The sequence below is a fragment of the Caulobacter sp. 05L422 genome (genome assembly GCF_056397765.1).
In genome coordinates this window covers 147109-165203 of sequence record NZ_JBFTOB010000008.1, presented here as the reverse complement: position 1 = coordinate 165203, position 18095 = coordinate 147109, and the positions used below count along the sequence as shown (strand labels likewise).

The window sequence follows — 18095 nt, the reverse complement described above, 5'->3', positions numbered from 1 at the left end:
AGGAAGTCGATCCAGGCGAGGCGGCGCTTCAAAGCCGCCAGATCGTCCGCCGCGCCGGGGGGCGGACACGAATCGACCGCACGGAGTGGGCTCCGCGCGGTCTCGGGTCGGTCGAGTTGGTGCGGCTAAGACGCCAGGCGCTGGAACGCCCTGGCGTAGGCGACCAGGGGTTGGCCCGGGGCGGTTCGCACGGCGTGGGCCGTGACGATGAACACCGTATGGCTGCCAGCGTCGGTCGCCTGGTCAATCCGGCAGGTCGCGACCGAAAGTCCGGCCTGGTAGGTGGGCGGCGCATCGTCGGTCAGCCGCCAGGAGCTTGGATGAAACCGCTCGTGGCTCAGGCTTGAGGACGAGAAGCGCAGGGCCTCGGCTTCGCAACCTTCCGCCAGCACCGCGACGCTGCAGTGGCCCGCCCGGACCAGGGCGTCGTGGCTGGAGGCTTCCTTGCGGACGCAGAACAGGAAGCGCGGCGGATCGACCGACAGGCCGGTGATCGAGCTGACCAGCAGGCCGCGCGGTGCGCCGTCATCCCAGCACGAGATGATCGCTACGCCGCTGGCCAGCCGGGCCAGGGCGTCCTTGAAGGCTTCCGGATCGATCGGCGGATCGACCCGCGGCGCATGGACGGCGTAGGGCGGCTCGGCGCCGGAGGAGGCGTCCACCGGCCAGGCTTCGACTGGCCAGGCCGCATCGCCCAGCCAGCGCGGATCGGCGTCGAAGGCCATGGTCCTAGCTCGCCGCGGCGGCGGGGTTGGCGTCGCGCTGGGCGACCAACTCGCGGACCAGCGGGATCAGGTCGCGGCCGTAGGCGACGGCGTCGTTCAGTGGGTCGAAGCCGCGGATCAGGAAGGTCGTGACGCCCAGGTCGTAATAGTCGAGCAGGGCCTCGGCCACCTGTTGCGGGGTGCCGACCAGGCCGGTGGAGTTGCCCGCCGCGCCGGTGACGGCGGCGACGCCGGTCCACAGGCGCTTGTCCAGGCGCGTACCCTGCTTGGCCGCGTCGAGCAGGCGCTGCGAGCCGGCGTTCGGCGGCGTATGCCCCGAGGTCGGCAGGCCGGCCTTCTCGCGCAGGGCCTTGGCCTGGGCGACGATGTTGTCGGCCTTGGCCCAGGCCGCCTCTTCGGTCTCGGCGATCACCGGCCGCAGCGACAGCGAGAACTTCACCTGGCGGCCGTGCTTGGCGGCGGCGTGGCGCACGCGGGCGATGGTCTCGGCGACCTGGGCCTGGGTCTCGCCCCACAGGGCGAAGATGTCGGCGTGCTTGCCGGCCACCGGGATGGCCGCGTCGGACGAGCCGCCGAAATAGACCGGGATCTGCGGCTTCTGCAGCGGCTTCACCCCGCCGAACGCCTGGACGACGTTGTAGTAGTCGCCCTTGTAGTCGAACGGCTTTTCGCTGGTCCATTCCTGGCGGACGATGTCGAGATACTCGCTGGTGCGGGCGTAGCGTTCGTCCTTGGTCAGGTGGTCGCCGTCCTTGGCCAACTCGTCGTCCGAGCCGCCGGTGATGATGTGCACGGCCACGCGGCCGCCGGTGAACTGATCCAGCGTCGCCAGTTGGCGGGCCGCGACGGTGGGGGCGGTGAAGCCCGGGCGATGGGCGATCATGAAGTTCAGGCGCTTGGTCACCGAGGCGGCGTGGGCGACGACCAGCTGGCTTTCCGGCGAGGTCGAGCCGAAGGCGACCAAGGCGCGGTCGAAGCCGCCTTCATCGTGGGCGATGGCGATGGCCTCGACATAGTCGCGATCGATGACCGGGCCGGCGGCCGGATGAATCTCGGACTGATGTTGAGTGCCGATGATGCCGATGAATTCGACGGGCATGGGAGGCTCCAATCTGGTTGAGGCGGAGTTTCGAAGATGAGCGGGCGCTAAAAAAGCGAGGCTTTCTCAAGGGGTTGATCAGGACAGCTCATCAGGCGGGAACCTTGGGAGCCGTCTCCTTGCGAAGGGCGCGGCGGACCGACGGACGAGCCAGGGCGCGGGCGGCCTTGGCGCTCCAGGCGGGATAGGCGGCGGTGTCGATCGCGCGGCGTTCGGCCCAGCGCCAGATCACCAGGGCGTAGGCGTCGACGGCGCTGAACTCCTCGCCCAGCAGCCAGGGGCCGGGCCCCTGGGCCAGGCGTTCGATGTCGGTCAGGGTGCGGTGGAAGCGGGCCTCGCCGGGCGTGGCCAGGGCGGCCTTGATCCCGTCGTCGTCGGCGAAGCGCTCGGGCCGGGCGATCTGCGAGAAGGCCACGTGCACCGTGCTGGCGAACCAGCTCATCACCTCGTAGGCGTGGGCCAGCTTCAGCGGGTCGGCCAGGGGCAGCAGCCCGCCGTGCGGATAGGCGTGGGCCAGATAGGTCAGGATGGCCAGCACCTCGGTGACCGGCTCGCCGTCGACCGCAAGGGTCGGCACGCGGCCGCGCGGATTGACCCGCAGATAGGCCGGCTGGCGCTGCTCGCCGGCCGCCAGGTCGACGGGGTGGAGGTCGTAGGCGACGCCCAGCTCCTCCAGCGCGATCAGCGGCGCGAAGGCCGAGGAGCCGGGAGCGAAATAGAGTTTCAGGGACATATGCGCCGGGCCTCAGATCACGAAGAAGCCGTGCGAGCCGTCGCGGGCCAGCTGGTCGACCAGGCCGAACTCCCAATCCAGATAGGCCTGCATGGCTTCGGCGGCGTTGTCGGTGCCTTCGTAGGGGCGCTTGTAGACGTCCTCGGGATCGGAGGCGGCGCGGACCAGGTCGGTGTCCAGTCGGCGGCCGGTCTTGGCCCAGGCCTCCGTGCCGCCGTCGAGCACCCGCACCGGGTGGTCGGAGATCTCCTCGACCTCGGCCGCCGCCAGCCGCGCCAGGCGTCCGTCGGGCGAGGTCAGGACGATCGGCAGGCCCTCGGGGATACGCTCGAAGGCCTCGGCCAGGCGGGCGCGGATCGTGAACCAGGCGCCGGGGATGTGGCCCTTGCGATGGACGGGACTGGGGGCGAGGTCCAGCACCACCACGGCGCCGTCGCCCAGCGCCACGGCCAGGTCCTCGGGGCTGATGGTCTCGACGGTCGGGATCGGCGGGGCGAACGGCCGCCAGGCGCCGGTCTCCAGCTCGCCGTCGAAGCCGCCGTCCAGCACGTAGACGTCCCAGCCCAGCTGGGCCAGCCACGAGGCGCTCATGTCGGCGCGCGGACCCAGGTCGTCGGCCAGCACGATGCGGCCGCCGCGCACCGGGGCGAAGACGTCGGTCTCCTGCACCAGCTGGCCGCCGGGCGCCGAGCGGAAGCCGAGCAGGTGGCCGGCGGCGTATTCCTCGGGCGTGCGCACGTCGAAGCGATAGAGGGTGCGCTTGCGGTCCTGGGCCAGGTCGGCCAGGCCCTCGGCGTCGATCCGCCGGACGCCGGCGCGGTAGGCCACGTCGCGGGCCTTGGCGCGGGCCTCGTCCAGGGTCTGGTCCGAGACGGCAGGGAAGCGGCGGCTCTGGCCGTGCTCCAACTGCTGCTGGGCCAGGGTCCAGCCGATCGTGCCGTTGCGTAGGGCGAAGACCGGATTGGGCACGCCGGCGTTCAGCAGCGACTGGGCGCCGATCAGGCTGCGGGTGCGGCCGGCGCAGTTGACGATGATGGTGGTCGCCGGGTCGGGGGCCAGCTCGCGGGCCCGCAGCACCAGCTCCGCGCCCGGGGTGCTGACGCCGCCCGGGATGCTCATCACCGCGTATTCCTCGAACCGTCGGGCGTCGAGGATCACCTGGTCGGCCTTGGCGTCGATCCGCGCCTGGACTTCCTGGGCGGGTAGGGAAGGCGTGTGCCGCCGCGCCTCGACCAGCTCGCCGAACGCCTTGCTGTAGGAATTGACGTCCTGGAAGAGCTCGTAGCCGGCGTCCTTCCAGGCCTGGAGCCCGCCCGCCAGCGCCCGGATTTGCGTGTAACCCAGGGCCGCCAAGCGTTTGCCGGCCGGCGAGACCAGGCCCTCGCCGTTGTCGTACAGCACGATCTTGGCGTCCTTGCGCGGGACCCGATCCAGGATTTCCAGCTCCAGCCGGCTGAGCGGCAGCTGCGAGGCGAACAGCGGGTGGGCGCGGGCGAAGGGGTCTTCCTCGCGCAGGTCCAGCAGGGCGATCTCGCGGCGGGCGATCCAGTCCTGGCGGACTTCGCGGGGCGTGACGGTAAGCAGGGTCATGCGGAAATCTCGGCCAGCACGGGTTTGGAGCGATCCCAAAGATTGGGCAGGGTGGTGTTGGCGTAGCCGGAGACGAACCGCTTGGGGCGGCCGGCGGCGTCGTAGGTCGAGCGCTCCACCGCGCCGATATTGGCGCCGTAGACGTGGATGCTGATCGAGACGCGGTCGTCGAAGGCGTTGGTCACCTGGTGCACGTCGCCGACCGTCGGCGAGACCGCCTCGACCTCGCCGCGCGCCAGCCGGTGGACGGGACCTACGGCGCCGAAGGCCTCGCCGCGCCGGGCGAAGCGCTGCGACAGCTCGGCCCCGCGCAGCACGCCGACCAGGCCCCAGACGGTGTGGTCGTGGACCGGCGTCGCCTGGCCCGGACCCCAGACGAAGCTGACGACGCTGAACCGCTCGCGGCTGTCGCAATGCAGCAGGTGCTGCTGGTAGCGGGTCGGATCGGGCTGGGCGTAGGCATCGGGCAACCAGTCGTCGCGGGCGATCAGCCCGGCCAGCAGCCGTCCGCCCTCGGCGAGGATCAGGTTCTCGTCATCCGTCTGGTCGACCAGGTTCCCAAGCGCGCCGACGAAATCGGCCAGCTTGTGAAGCCTGGGGGTAGGGCGGTGGGCGCTCATCGGATCACCGCGCGGCTCACAGAACGACCTCGCCGTGCGGGAAGGCGACCAGGGCGGGCGCCGGCGTCGGCTGCGGGGCGGGAGCCTCGACGCCCAGGCGGCTCAGCAGTCGGCGACGGACGGCGTGGAAGCGGGCGTCGGGCTGGCGGGGGCGCTCCAGGGCGATCCGCTCCTCGACGGCGATCTTGCCCTTGTCCAGCACCAGCACGCGGTCGGCCAGGGCGATGGCCTCGTCGACGTCGTGGGTGACCAGCAGCACCGAGGGCTTGTGCTCGCGCCACAGCGACAGCACCAGGTCATGCATCTTCAGCCGGGTCAGGGCGTCCAGCGCGGCGAAGGGCTCGTCCAGCAGCAGCAGGGCCGGCTCGCGGACCAGGGCGCGGGCCAGGGCGGTGCGCTGGGCCTCGCCGCCGGACAGGGTGGAGGGCCAGGCGTCGAGGCGGTGGCCCAGCCCGACCTCCTTCAGCGCGGCCTCGGCGCGGCTCCGGACATCACCGCCGGAGAGGCCCAGGGCGACGTTGCGCCAAACCTTCTTCCAGGGCAGCAGGCGGGCGTCCTGGAACACCACGGCGCGGGCGGCGGGCGTGGTCACGTCCTGGCCGCCGATCGGGTCCAGGCCCGCCAGGGTGCGCAGCAGGGTGGTCTTGCCCGAGCCGCTGGCGCCCAGCAGGGCGACGAACTCGCCGGGCGCGATGGTCAGGTCCAGGCCATCGATGACCACGTTGTCGCCGAACCGGCGGGTGAAGCCGCTCAGCCGTACGGTGGGGGTTTCCGGCGCGGTGTCCGGAACAGCGCGGATGCGGGGTTGGGCCATGGTCATTGCTCCACGAGGCTGGGGCGCCACGCCAGCGCCTTGCGCTCCAGCGTGCGGACGAGGGCGTCGGCGGCGAGGCCGAGCAGGGCGTAGACGAGCAGGCAGACGACGATGATGTCGGTGCGCATGAAGTCGCGGGCGTTGTTGATCAGGTGACCCAGGCCGGCCTGGGCGTTGATCTGCTCGGCGACCACCAGGATCAGCAGGCTGATGCCCAGGGCGTAGCGCAGGCCGACGAAGAACGAGGGCAGAGCGCCGGGCAGGATCACTTCGCGCACCAGCGCCCAGCGGGACAGGCCGAAGCTGCGCGCGGCCTCGACCAGGCGCACGTCTACGCCCCGGATGCCGGCGAACAGGTTCAGGTACAGCGGGAAGGTCGCCGCCACCGCGATCAGGGTGATCTTCGGCGTCTCGCCGATGCCGAACCAGACGATGAACAGCGGCGTGAGGGCCAGCGACGGGATCGTGCGCTTGATCTGCATCAGCGGGTCGACCAGGGTCTCGCCCCAGCGCGACAGGCCCGATACCAGGCCCAGGGTCACGGCCACCGTCAGGGCGATCGCCAGGCCGGCGGCGGCGCGACCCAGCGACACCAGCAGGTTGGACGGCAGCTCTCCGGAGACGGTCAGCGCCCAGAAGGTCTCGGCCACGGCCGAGGGCGCGGCCAGCACCCTGTCGGGGATCAGACCCGCCCGCGAGCCGGCTTCCCACAGCAGCAGCAGCGCCACGGGCGACAGCCAGCGGGCGTGCGACAGCCGCGGCCAGCGCCACGACCGGGCTTGAGAATTTCTAAGGGTGATCGCCAAAGACATGAGGGTGCGTCGTCCCGTGAACCGTTGCGGCGCGAACGCCAATGCTCCACAGAGAAAGGCGTTGAAACCCTACTGGATCAATAGACTTATCCTGAGGGGGCATATCAGACTTTCTTATGGACGTGCGCCATGGCCACCAATCTGCCGACCGAACTGCTGCGAAGCTTCGTGGCCATCGTCGACTCCGGATCGATGCTGAAGGCCACCGAGCGGGTGTTCGTCACCCAGTCGGCGCTCAGCCTGCAGATGAAGCGGCTGGAGGAGACCGTGCTGACGCCGGTGTTCCACCGCGACGGCCGTCGCCTGACCCTGACGCCGGCCGGTCGGACCCTGCTGGCCCTGGCGCGCGAGATCCTGGCGCTGAACGACCGGGCGGTGGTGGCCCTGACCGGCGACGCCCTGGTCGGGCCAGTGCGGGTGGGACTGGTCCAGGACTTCGCCGAGACGCTGCTGTCGGGCGTGCTGGCCCGGTTCAGCCAGCTCAATCCGGACGTCCAGCTGGAGGTGCGGGTGGCCGGCTCGCCGGAGCTGCTGGACCTGCTGAACGGCGACCGGCTGGACGTGGTGCTGTGCATGGGCGCGGCCGACGATCCGCACGCGGCCCGGGTGGCGCCCATGGTCTGGCACGGCGATCCGGACCTGACGCGGGCGCACGTCCTGCCGCTGGCCATCCTGGCCCCGCCCTGCCGGTTCCGGGACGCGGCCCTGGCGGCCCTGGAGCGCGAGGGGCGGCCGTACCGGGTCGCCCTCGAAACGCCCAGCCTCTCGGCCCTGCGGGCGGCGGTCGAGGCGGGGCTGGCGGTCACCTGCCGCACCGCGCTGTTCCGGCCCCAGGCCGCGCCGATCGAGACGGGCCTGCCGGCCATGCCCCAGGTCGCCTATGTGCGCCGCGTCGGCCCGTCGCCGCACCCGTCGATCGCCAAGCTCTCGGAGCTGATCCACCAGGCGGCGCTGGAGCTGTGACGGGCCGCTTGTCATCACGCGACCGCTCGGCTCGTCTTCTGGCGGGTGAACCGGTTGACCGGGACGTCGAGCCCCAAGCTCTGGCGGAACGTCGAACCTTCGTAGTCGTCGCGGAAGATCCCGCGCTTCTGCAGCAACGGGACCACTTCCTCGACCAGCAGCTGGAACTGACCGGGCAGGGACTCGCCGATCACGAAGCCGTCCGAGGCCCGGCTGTCCAGCCACAGCTGGAACTTGTCGGCGATCTGCTCGGGCGTGCCCACGAGGTCGCCGCGCGGGGTGGCGAAGCGCAGGGCCACCTGGCGCAGGGTCAGGTTCTCTTCCTCGACGGCCTGGGCGATCTTCAGGGTCGCCGACTGCGAGCTGTTGATCCCGCGGCTGAACACGTCGGGGAAGCGGGCGTCGAGGTCGTAGACGGTGAAGTCGTGGTCGTTGAAGCCGCGTCCCAGCATCGCCAGGGCCGACTCGATCGACACCAGCTCCGCGCGCTCCTGCCAGCGCGCTTCGGCCTCGGCCTCGGTCGAACCGATGATCGGGGCGGCGGCGGGCAGGATGAACAGGTCGTCCGGGTTGCGACCGAAGCCGGCGGCCCGCGCCTTGACGTCGGCGTAGTAGGCGCGGGCGTCTTCGATCCCGCCATGACCCACGAAGATCGCGTCGGCGCGCTTGGCGGCCAGGTTGCGGCCGTCCTCCGAGGCCCCGGCCTGGAAGATCACTGGCTGGCCCTGCGGCGAGCGGGCGATGTTCAACGGGCCCTTCACCGACAGGAACTCGCCCTTGTGGCCCAGGGCATTGAGCTTGTCGGGATCGAAGAACACGCCGCTGGTCTTGTCGTGGACCAGGGCGTCGTCTTCCCAGCTGTCCCAGAGGCCCTGGACGACGTCGAGATATTCGGCCGCCAGGCGATAGCGGGTGTCGTGCGCCAGGTGCTCGGCCTTGCCGAAGTTCTCGGCCGAGCCCTCGAGCCACGAGGTGACCACGTTCCAGCCGGCGCGGCCGCCGCTGATGTGGTCCAGCGAGGCGAACTGGCGGGCCACGTTGAACGGTTCGGAATAGGTGACGCTGAGCGTGGCCACCAGGCCGATGTGCTCGGTCACCGCCGCCAGGGCCGACAGGATGGTGATCGGCTCGAAGCGGTTCAGGTAGTGCGGGCTGGACTTGGCGTTGATCGACAGGCTGTCGGCGATGAACAGGAAGTCGAACTTGCCCTGTTCGGCCAGCTTGGCGGCGCGGCTGTAGTACTTGAAGTCGGTGCTGGCGCCGGGCTGGGCGTCCGGATGGCGCCAGTCGGTCCAGGTCCGCCCCGCGCCTTCGATCATGTGGCCGAGCTTGAGTTGTCTGCGCGTCGCCATGACGACCTCCGATGTAATGCTTCGGCGGCATGACTGTCATCGAGTATCGGCGTCGACAATGGAATTTGATAAATAGGCCTTATGAGTGCTCGTAAGGTCGAGTTGTCATTTGACGATTATGTACCATGAATACGCATATGAGCGTCGGAGATATACAAATCTCTATGAATGTTTGGAGGAATACTACCTCGCGTGACTTCTCTGGATTGCTCATGGTGCCGATGGTCGCGGCGTCGAACGCCGTGTCGAACCCATCAGGCGAGGAGAGGCCCATGAGCGCCACCATCACCGGCATTCGCGAAAAGGCGGGACTGAGCACGGTCCATCTGAACCCGACCATCGGCTCGGAAGTCAGCGGCGTCGATCTGCGCCAGCCGCTCGACCGGTCGCAGCGCGACGCGCTCAAGGCCCTGCTGCTGGAGCGCAAGGTGCTGTTCTTCCGCGACCAGGACATCACGCGCGACCAGCAATTGGCCTTCGCGGCCAACTTCGGCGAGGTCTACGCCCATCCGACCGGCGGCGTGGAGACCCACCGCGCGGTCCAGCCGATTTCGGCCGAGGCGTTCAAGGAATACGACATCCGCGAGAACCACTGGCACACCGACACCAGCTGGCGGATCAACCCGTCGTTCGGCGCGGTGCTGAAGGCCGTGCACATCCCCGAGGTGGGCGGCGACACGATCTGGGCCGACGGCGGCGCGATCTATCGCGGCCTGCCCGACGACCTGAAGGCGGCGGTCGACGACCTCTACGTGATCCACGACTACCAGTCGGCCCTGAACCGCTCCGGCGAGCGCTATCCGCTGGTGGCCCATCCCGCCATCCGCACCCACCCGGAGACCGGCGAAGACATCTTCTGGATCAATTTCAGCCTCAAGCCCCGGTTCGTCGACCTGGCGCCGGAGGAGAGCAAGGCGCTGCTGGCCCGCCTCTATGACGAGGTGAAGAAGCCTGAGCATCACGCCCGCTTCCGCTGGCGGCCCAACTCGGTGGCCTTGTGGGACAACCGCGCGGGCCTGCACTACGCCGTCCGCGACTACGGCGACTTCCCGCGCGTGATGGAGCGCGTGCTGATCGGCTCGGACGACATTCCGTATCGCGAGCGCCGCTCCACCTGACAATCCGGCGCGCCGCGGGGCCGGCGGCGCGCCGCTTCCACCTTCGAGACCAACAACACGACGCGGCGGCCACGGGCCCCGCGCGGGGGATAGACTCTTGCCTTACTCGACCCGGGCGCTGGCCCGACCTTCGCTTGAAACGACCTTGCGGACCGGCCTGCTGGCCTGCGCCTCGATCCTGACCGTCGCGGTCCTGGCCGCCCCGGCCCGAGCCGCCGACACGCTTGTAGACGTGCCGCTCGTCGACGCCGCGCCCGCCGACGTCGAGGGCGCCACCGCGCTGGACGGCGTGATCGTCACCGGCGTTCGCGGCGTGCGCCGCACCGTGGCCGACAGCCCGGCCCCGGTCGACGTGATCTCCAGCGAGCAGCTGACGGCCACCGGCAAGGTGGGCCTGAAGGAGGTGCTCAACACCCTGATCCCGTCGTTCAACCTGCCGGGCATCAACGGCGGCGGCACCTCGTGGACGGTGCGGGCCATCACCATGCGCGGCCTGAACGGCGACCAGGCCCTGTTCCTGGTCAACGGCAAGCGGCGGCACGGCACGGCGCTGATCAACAACCTGGCCCGAGTGGGACGTGGCGGCGCGCCGGTCGACCTGGACCTGATCCCGGCCTCGGCCATCGAGCGCATCGAGGTGCTGCGAGACGGCGCCTCGGCCCAGTACGGCTCGGACGCCATCGCCGGAGTGGTGAACATCATCCTGAAGCAGGACGCCGAAGGCGGCTCGTTCAGCTACACCGGCGGCCAGAACTATCTGGGCGACGGCGACACCCGCAGCGCCACCCTGAACTACGGCCTGCCTCTGGGCGACAAGGGCGGTTTCGTCCAGCTGGCCCTGAACTGGAAGAACAACGAGGCCGCCTCGCGCGCGGTCCCGTCGCGCGCCCAGTACATCTACCAGCCGACCGTGACGACCGTCGGCGGCGTCACGACCGTGACCCCTGACCCGCGCGACGCCACGGCCGACCGCTACTTCTGGGGCCAGAGCTACGGACCGGGCGAGGAGGACATCCTGTCTTCGTCCTACAACGCCGAACTGCCCTGGCGCGACCTGACGCTCTATTCGACCGGCACGCTGAGCCATCGCTCGGCCAAGAAGAACACCGGCAGCTTCCTGCCCAACCTGGCGCCGGTGGCGGGCGTGACCGCGGGCCGCCCCCAGAACCGCAACTCGCTGCCGGAGGTCTATCCCGACGGCTTCAACGCCCTGCGGCGGATCTTCGAGCTCGACTTCCAGACCACGGTCGGCGCGCGCGGCGTGGCCAAGGGCTGGGACTGGGACCTGTCGACCACCTTCGCCCAGGATCACGCCCAGCTGGACGGCCAGAACACCATCAACGCCACCCTGGGTCCCGACAGCCCGACCTACTTCCACCTGTCGACCCACCAGTTCCAGCAGTGGACCACGAACTTCGACTTCACCCGCGAGTTCGAGGGCGTGCTGCCCCGGCCAGTCCAGGTGTCGTGGGGGCTGGAGCAGCGCTACGAGCACTTCCTGATCGAGCCGGGCGACGAGGCTTCGTACATCGTCGGCGACTATGTGATCCCGGCCGGCCAGCCGTTCGCCGGGCTGCGACCCAATCCGGGCCTGGCCTCCTATGCCGGCACCGCTCCGGAAGACGCCGGCTCGGTCAGTCGCAACGTCTATGCGGCCTATGTCGAGGTCGGGACCAACCTGACCGAGAACTGGTACGTCGGCGTGGCGGGCCGCCACGAGCGCTACACCGGCGACGTCGGCGACACCACCAGCGGCAAGCTGACCACCCGCTGGGAGTTCCTGCCGGGCTACGCCGTGCGCGGCACGCTCAGCAACGGCTTCCGTGCGCCGTCCCTGGGCCAGCAGGTGTTCGCCAGCTCGACCATCAACGGCAGCCTCTGCGCCGCCGCGCCCAACAATGTCTTCCGGGGGCTGCCTTGCGTCCCCGGCGAGTACCTGACCTTCCCGACCAAGGTGCTGCGGGCCGACTCCACCGAAGCCCAGGCCCTGGGCGCGACGCCGCTGAAGCCCGAGACCTCGACCAACTACAGCGTCGGGATCACCGCCGAGCCCACCAGCCGCCTGCGGATCACGCTGGACGCCTACCAGATCGACATCGACGACCGCATCGTCGACACCAGCAACCTGGATCTCAGCGCCGCTCAACTGGCCTCGCAGCCCGCGCTGGCGCCGTTGCTGGCCCGCTTCCCGGCGGGCCTGGCGGCGACCTACTACACCAACGCCGTCTCGACCCGGACGACGGGCGTGGATCTGGTCGCCGAATACGCCTTCGATCTGGGCGACGCCGGCCGCCTCAACCTCAACGCCGCCTACGCCTTCAACAAGACCAAGATCACCAAGCAGATCGACACGCCCGCGGTGCTGAAGGCGGTCAATCCGAACCTGGTGCTGTTCGACCGCCAGAAGATCGCCGACCTGACCGTGGGCACGCCGCGCAAGAAGCTGATCCTCGGCGCGCTCTGGAACCGCGACACCGTCACGGCCAGCCTGCGGACCACGCGGTACGGCGAGTACACCGAGGCCGGGACGTCGGCCAATCTGGACCGGACCTACAGCGCCAAGTGGGTGACCGATCTCGACATCGCCTGGGACGTCCGGCCGACGACCAACGTGGCGATCGGGGCCAACAACCTGTTCGACGAGCACCCAGACAGGATCGGGATCATCAACGCCGACACGGGCCTGAACCAGTTCGGCATGTTCTCGCCCTACGGCATCACCGGCGGCTACTACTACGCCCGCCTGACCCAACGCTTCTGAGGGAGGGCGCCATGCAACGACGCAGCCTCATCGCCGTCCTGACCGCCGCCGTCCTGCTGGCCGGATGCGGGGCCAAGGGAGGGGACGGTCAGACCGTCCTCAAGGTCGGCAGCCAGAAGGGCGGCACCAAGGCGGTGCTGATCGCCTCCGGCGCCCTGGAAGGCGTTCCCTACAAGATCGAGTGGAGCGAGTTCGCCGCCGCCCAGCCGCTGCTCGAGGCGGTGGGGGCGGGGGCGGTCGACCTGGGCGAGGCGGGCGATGCGCCGTTCCTGTTCGCCTACGCCAGCGGGTCCAGGATCAAGGCGGTGCAGGCAGGCAAGAGCGGCGGGTCCTCGACGGCCCTGCTGGTGCGCAAGGGCTCGCCGATCCACGCCCTGGCCGACCTGCGCGGCAAGAAGATCGCCACCGGACGCGGCTCGATCGGCCACTATCTGCTGCTGCGGCTGCTGGAGGACGCGGGCCTGAAACCGACCGACGTCCAGGTCGTGTTCCTCAATCCCGGCGACGCCAAGGCGGCCTTCACCAGCGGCGCGATCGACGGCTGGGTGACCTGGGGCTCGTATGTCGCCCTGGCCAAGCTGCACGACGACGCCACGGTCCTGGCCGACGGCGCGGGGCGGCTCAGCGGCTACGGCTTCGAGGCGGCCAGCGAGGCGGCGATCGCCGGCAAGCGGCCTCAGGTCGAAGACTTCCTGCGCCGCCTGGCCAAGGCGCGGCGCTGGGCGGGCGAGCATCCCAAGGAGTTCGCGGCGGCGCTGTCGAAGGAGACGGGCTTGCAGCCGGACGTGGCGCTCTACACCGTCCAGCAGTATCGCATCGCTCCGAGCGCCATCGACGACAAGGCCGTGGCCGAGGCGACGGCCGTGCTCGACCGCTTCCGAGCGGCCGGGGCGGTGTCCTCGACTCGCGACCCGGCCGGCGCCTTCGACCGCTCGTTCAACGCCACGGTCGCGCCGTGACCATGACCTTGTCCACCGACGTGCTGGTGATCGGCGGAGGGCTGGCCGGGACCTGGGCCGCCATCGCCGCCGCCCGTGAAGGCGCGGACGTGGTTCTGGCCGACAAGGGCCATTGCGGGACCAGCGGCGTGACCGCCACGGCGGGGCCGGGTCACTGGTGGGTTCCGCCCGAAGGTCGCGAAGGGGCGGTGGCCGACCGGCTGAAGCGATCCCTGGGCCTGGGCGAGCCGGACTGGATGCGCCGCATCCTCGATCTGACCTGGACCAGCCTGCCGACCCTGCGCGGCTATTACGACTTCTCGACCGACGACCAGGGGCGGCCCTTCTATCGCGGCCTGCGCGGACCGGAATACATGCGGGCGATGCGGAACCTGACGCTGGACCAGGGCGTGCGCATTCTCGATCACCACCCGTCCCTGGAACTGCTGCGCCATGGCGATGGATCGATCGCCGGGGCGGCGGGCTTGGCCCTGCGCGGCGAACAACCTTGGACGATCCGGGCCGGGGCGGTGGTGCTGGCCACCGGCGGCTGCGCCTTCGCCTCGCGGCTGCTGGGCTCGGCCACCAACACCGGCGACGGCCTGCTGATGGGCGTCGAGGCCGGGGCGGACCTGTCGGGCATGGAGTTCACCAACTACTACACCGCCGCCATGGCCGGCACGAACATGGCCCGCTCGATGGCCTACAGCTTCGCCCGCTGGTTCGACGCCGACGACCGCGAGCTGGACATTCCCAACGGGCCGGATGTCACCCCGCATCTGGCGCGGGCCCTGATGGCCGGGCCGCTGTTCTGCCGCCTGGATCGCGTGCCCGAAGACATCCAGCGGGTCATGCCGCAGGTGCAGCCCAACTTCGTCCTGCCGTTCGACCGTAGAGGGATCGATCCTTATCGCGACCGCTTCGAGGTGACGCTGCACGCCGAAGGCACGGTGCGCGGGATCGGCGGCCTGCGGGTGGTCGACGAGGCTTGCCAGACCCAGGTCCCCGGCCTGTTCGCGGCCGGCGACGCGGCCAGCCGGGAACTGGTCACCGGCGCGATCTCGGGCGGCGGGGCGGTCAACTCATCCTGGGCGCTGTCGTCAGGCCAGTGGGCCGGCGCCGGCGCCGCGCGGCTTGCGCTGAGGCAGGGCGCCAGGGCGGACGCCCTGGTCGTGGCCGCGGGCCGTGCTGGCTTGCGGCCAAGCCGCGCCGAGCGTCCCGTCGACCTGCGCGCCGCGGTCCAGGCCGTGCGCGACGAACTCAACGACTACGAACGCAACATCTTCCGGCGCGGTCCGGCCCTGGCCGCTTCGATCGAGCGGCTGGACGGCGCCTGGGCTGAGCTCGCCGCCCATGCGCGAGGCGAGGGCAGGGCGGCCCTGCGAACGCGGGAGGCCGCCGCCCTGGTCGCCGCCGGCCGCTGGAGCAAGGCCTCGGCCCTGGCCCGGCGCGAGAGCCGGGGCATGCATCGCCGCGAAGACGCGACCGGCCTGGATCCGCGCTTCGCGTCGCGCCAGCGCGCGAGTGGGCTGGACGGTGTCCGGACCGCGTTCGAGGCCGCGCCCGCCCAGGCGGAGGTGGCCTGATGATCGAGGTCGTCATCGACGAGCGCTGCAGCGGTTGCGGGACCTGCGTCGACGCCTGTCCCAGCGACGTGCTGGAGATCGGCCCCGGCGGCAAGGCGGTGATCGCCCGCCAGGCCGACTGCCAGACCTGCTTGTTGTGCGAACTGCATTGCGCCGCCGACGCCCTGTTCGTCTGGCCCGACTGCGAGGCGCCGGTCGGGATCACCGCCGAACAGGCGCTGGCCTCGGGCCAACTGGGCACCTTCCGCCGGGACTCCGGCTGGGGTGAGCACGCGGCGACCCACACCAACCAGCACTGGCGCATGGGCTCGATCTTCGAGCGCGCCCGCCTGCAGGCGATGCAGATCGCCGCCCACAAGACCCTTCAAGCCGAGGAGACTGCCCGATGAGCCAAGAGAGCCTGGCCAAGCTGCTGGCCGACCTGCACGCCGAGCGCGTTCGGAGCTGGGATCCGGCCGCCCTGAAGATCAATGTCGATCAGCGCGCGACCCTGGTCGAGACCGCCGATCCGGCCAGCTGGATCAAGGTCGGCGACGTAGTCGAGCCCTTCGTCCTGAAGGACGTCGAGGGCGGCGAGCTGACCCTGAAGGGCCTGACCGCCAAGGGGCCCGCCGTGCTGGTGTTCTTCCGCTTTGCCGGCTGCCCGGCCTGCAACATCGCTCTGCCCTACTACGAGCGCGCGCTGCAGCCGACGTTGAAGGCCCTGGGCGTGCCGCTGGTCGCCGTCAGTCCGCAGATCCCCGAACGGCTGGGCGAGATCCGCACGCGCCACGACCTGTCGTTCAAGGTGGCCTCTGACACCGACAACGCGCTCGGCCGCCGGTTCGGGATCCTCTACACCGCCGACGAGGCCAGCCAGGCCGCGCAGCGGGCGCGGGGCGGCTCGATCGGCGACACCACGGGGACCGGGACCTGGGAACTGCCCCAGCCGACCGTGGTGGTGATCGGCCGCGATCAGCGCGTGAAGTTCGCCGACGTCAGCCCCGACTGGCTGGTCCGGACCGAGGCCGAGCCGGTGATCGCCGCGGTGCGGGCCCTGGCCGCCGTTCCCGCGCAATGACGCCGCGCGGCTAGGCGATCAGCTCGTACGCCGGCAGGGTCAGGAACTCTTCCAGCGTGTCGGACAGGATCATCCGCGAGAACAGCAGGGCGGCGTCCTCCAGGCGAGGCGAGGGGAAGTCGCGGCGCAGGTCGCCCATCTCCTCGGTCAGAAGGCTGACGAACAGCTGCGACGTCATCTGACGACCGTCGACCAGGTCGGCGCCCAGGCGGATCCACTGCCACAGCTGGGTGCGGCAGATCTCGGCCGTCGCCGCGTCTTCCATCAGGTTGTAGAGCGGCACCGCGCCCCGGCCCTCGATCCAGGCCTGGGTGTAGCGCACGCCCACCCGGATGTTCTCGCGCACGCCGGCTTCGGTGCGGCCGCCGTCGTGCAGCTCCAGCATCTGCGGCTGGGTGATGACCAGGTCGGCCAGGCGCTTGTCCAGCTGGTTGGGCGTCGGCATCAGGCGGTCGAAAACCTCCATGGCGACGGGCACCAGGTCGGGGTGGGCGACCCAGGTGCCGTCGTGGCCGGCCCCGGCCTCGCGCTCCTTGTCGACCCGCACCTTGGCGAAGGCGGCCTCGTTGGCGGCCTCGTCGCCCTTGATAGGAATCTGGGCGGCCATGCCGCCCATGGCGAAGGCACCGCGCCGGTGGCAGGTCTGGATCAGCTTCAACGAATAGGCGCCCAGGAAGGCCTTGCCCATGACCATGGCCGAGCGGTCCGGGGTGAGGAATTCGGCGCGACGGCCCAGGCGCTTGATGAACGAGAAGATGTAGTCCCAGCGGCCGCAGTTCAGGCCCGCCATGTGGTCGCGCAGTTCGAAGATGATCTCGTCCATCTCGAAGGCCGCCGGGATGGTCTCGATCAGCACCGTGGCCTTGATCGCACCGTTCGGAATGCCGAGCGCGGCCTGGGCATGGACGAACACCTCGTTCCAGAGGCGCGCCTCCAGGTGGCTCTCCAGCTTGGGCAGGTAGAAGTAGGGGCCCGAGCCTTGCTCCAACGTCGCCTTGGCGTTGTGGAAGAAGTACAGGCCGAAGTCGAACAAGGCCCCGCTGACGGGCAGGCCATCCACTTCCATGTGCTGTTCAGGCAGATGCCAGCCACGGGGGCGGATTTTCAGGACGGCCGGGTTGGCTCCCAGCGCGTAGCTCTTGCCGGACTTTGGGTCCGCATGGGTCAGGTCGCCGGCCCAGCGGTCCTTCAGATTGATCTGGCCCTCGATCACGTTGGACCAGGTGGGGGAGGTGGCGTCCTCGAAGTCGGCCATGAACACCTTGGCCCCGCAGTTGAGGGCGTTGATGATCATCTTCCGGTCGACCGGACCGGTGATCTCGACCCGACGGTCCCGCAGGTCGGCCGGGATCGGCGCGACCGTCCAGTCGTTCTCGCGGATGTCGGCGGTGTCGGGCAGGAAGTCGGGCAGCTCGCCGGCGTCGAAGCGGGCCTGGCGGGCGACCCGCGCCGCCAGCAGCTCGCGCCGACGGGCGTCGAACCGGCGGTGAAGATCGGCCACGAAGGCCAGGGCCTCGGGCGTCAGCACCTCTACGGCGCGGCCTTCGATCGGACCGGTGACCTGGATGTTGGCGGCGACGTCGAGGGGCATGGCGGATCCTGGGGTTCTGTAACGGCGTGTCGACTTAGGGGTTCTAGCTCAGGCGCTCTTGGCGGCGCCATTGGGACGAACGGTCGGGACGATCTGGTCGCCCCAGTTGCCCGCGCCGTCGTGGTGGCGCGAGGTGCGCACCAGTTCGACCGAATAGCCAGCCGCGATGGCCCGTTGCACGGCTTCGTTCAGGCGGTGGGCGGCCTCGGCCACCCGATCGACCGCCCGTTGCTGGTCGGTGGAGTTCGGCATGGCGGCGGGAGCGAATTGCGTGGCGGACATGGTCTGAATCCTCGATCGGTTGGCGGGGTGCGCCCCCCTCCACGGGGTGAG

General features: G+C 70.2%; 17 protein-coding genes. 7 read left to right on the top strand and 10 right to left on the bottom strand.

Annotated elements, in window-relative coordinates:
- Positions 1–125: 125 nt before the first annotated feature.
- The 7 genes from AC1DMQ_RS09980 to AC1DMQ_RS09950 form a co-directional block, all read right to left on the bottom strand.
- Complete coding sequence (locus AC1DMQ_RS09980; RefSeq protein ID WP_477033402.1) at positions 126–725, bottom strand: flavin reductase family protein; 600 nt, start codon at positions 723–725, stop codon at positions 126–128.
- Positions 726–729: 4 nt separating this feature from the next.
- Positions 730–1824 (bottom strand): LLM class flavin-dependent oxidoreductase, encoded by a 1095-nt coding sequence (locus AC1DMQ_RS09975; protein WP_477033401.1) that lies wholly within the window; start codon positions 1822–1824, stop codon positions 730–732.
- Between the two features lie 91 nt (positions 1825–1915).
- On the bottom strand, positions 1916–2557 hold the full coding sequence (locus AC1DMQ_RS09970) for a glutathione S-transferase family protein (protein ID WP_477033400.1): 642 nt from the start codon (positions 2555–2557) through the stop codon (positions 1916–1918).
- Positions 2558–2569: 12 nt separating this feature from the next.
- Complete coding sequence (locus AC1DMQ_RS09965) at positions 2570–4147, bottom strand: rhodanese-like domain-containing protein (protein ID WP_477033399.1); 1578 nt, start codon at positions 4145–4147, stop codon at positions 2570–2572.
- Positions 4144–4767 carry a cysteine dioxygenase family protein gene (locus AC1DMQ_RS09960; RefSeq protein WP_477033398.1) on the bottom strand — a complete coding sequence of 208 codons (624 nt, stop codon included), beginning with the start codon at positions 4765–4767 and terminating at the stop codon, positions 4144–4146. The genes AC1DMQ_RS09965 and AC1DMQ_RS09960 overlap by 4 nt, the downstream gene beginning before the upstream one ends.
- A 16-nt stretch (positions 4768–4783) precedes the next feature.
- A complete protein-coding gene (locus tag AC1DMQ_RS09955) occupies positions 4784–5587 on the bottom strand; it encodes an ABC transporter ATP-binding protein (RefSeq protein WP_477033397.1) in 804 nt (267 codons plus the stop codon).
- The gene (locus tag AC1DMQ_RS09950) at positions 5584–6393 is read right to left on the bottom strand and encodes an ABC transporter permease (protein WP_477033396.1); all 810 of its coding nucleotides are present in this window, start codon (positions 6391–6393) and stop codon (positions 5584–5586) included. The genes AC1DMQ_RS09955 and AC1DMQ_RS09950 overlap by 4 nt, the downstream gene beginning before the upstream one ends.
- A 129-nt stretch (positions 6394–6522) precedes the next feature.
- Between AC1DMQ_RS09950 and AC1DMQ_RS09945 the strand changes: the two genes are divergently transcribed.
- Entirely contained in the window at positions 6523–7356 is an 834-nt protein-coding gene (locus AC1DMQ_RS09945; protein WP_477033395.1) for a LysR substrate-binding domain-containing protein, read from the top strand.
- 14 nt (positions 7357–7370) lie between these two features.
- Here AC1DMQ_RS09945 and AC1DMQ_RS09940 read toward each other — a convergent pair whose 3' ends face one another.
- Positions 7371–8708: an LLM class flavin-dependent oxidoreductase gene (locus tag AC1DMQ_RS09940; protein ID WP_477033394.1), complete on the bottom strand. Its 1338-nt coding sequence runs from the start codon at positions 8706–8708 to the stop codon at positions 7371–7373.
- A gap of 272 nt (positions 8709–8980) precedes the next feature.
- Between AC1DMQ_RS09940 and AC1DMQ_RS09935 the strand changes: the two genes are divergently transcribed.
- The 6 genes from AC1DMQ_RS09935 (at position 8981) to AC1DMQ_RS09910 (ending at position 16171) form a co-directional block, all read left to right on the top strand.
- Entirely contained in the window at positions 8981–9826 is an 846-nt protein-coding gene (locus tag AC1DMQ_RS09935; RefSeq protein WP_477033393.1) for a TauD/TfdA dioxygenase family protein, read from the top strand.
- A 97-nt stretch (positions 9827–9923) separates the two neighbouring features.
- Positions 9924–12587, top strand: a complete 2664-nt coding sequence (locus AC1DMQ_RS09930; RefSeq protein WP_477033392.1) for a TonB-dependent receptor plug domain-containing protein — start codon at positions 9924–9926, stop codon at positions 12585–12587.
- A gap of 11 nt (positions 12588–12598) precedes the next feature.
- Positions 12599–13546 (top strand): ABC transporter substrate-binding protein, encoded by a 948-nt coding sequence (locus AC1DMQ_RS09925; RefSeq protein WP_477033391.1) that lies wholly within the window; start codon positions 12599–12601, stop codon positions 13544–13546.
- A gap of 2 nt (positions 13547–13548) precedes the next feature.
- Entirely contained in the window at positions 13549–15111 is a 1563-nt protein-coding gene (locus tag AC1DMQ_RS09920; RefSeq protein WP_477033390.1) for an FAD-dependent oxidoreductase, read from the top strand.
- The gene (locus tag AC1DMQ_RS09915; RefSeq protein WP_477033389.1) at positions 15111–15500 is read left to right on the top strand and encodes a 4Fe-4S dicluster domain-containing protein; all 390 of its coding nucleotides are present in this window, start codon (positions 15111–15113) and stop codon (positions 15498–15500) included. The genes AC1DMQ_RS09920 and AC1DMQ_RS09915 overlap by 1 nt, the downstream gene beginning before the upstream one ends.
- The gene (locus tag AC1DMQ_RS09910) at positions 15497–16171 is read left to right on the top strand and encodes a peroxiredoxin-like family protein (protein WP_477033388.1); all 675 of its coding nucleotides are present in this window, start codon (positions 15497–15499) and stop codon (positions 16169–16171) included. The genes AC1DMQ_RS09915 and AC1DMQ_RS09910 overlap by 4 nt, the downstream gene beginning before the upstream one ends.
- A gap of 10 nt (positions 16172–16181) precedes the next feature.
- Here AC1DMQ_RS09910 and aceB read toward each other — a convergent pair whose 3' ends face one another.
- Positions 16182–17762, bottom strand: a complete 1581-nt coding sequence (gene aceB, locus AC1DMQ_RS09905; RefSeq protein ID WP_477033387.1) for a malate synthase A — start codon at positions 17760–17762, stop codon at positions 16182–16184.
- A gap of 48 nt (positions 17763–17810) precedes the next feature.
- The gene (locus AC1DMQ_RS09900) at positions 17811–18044 is read right to left on the bottom strand and encodes a hypothetical protein (RefSeq protein ID WP_477033386.1); all 234 of its coding nucleotides are present in this window, start codon (positions 18042–18044) and stop codon (positions 17811–17813) included.
- Positions 18045–18095: the final 51 nt, after the last annotated feature.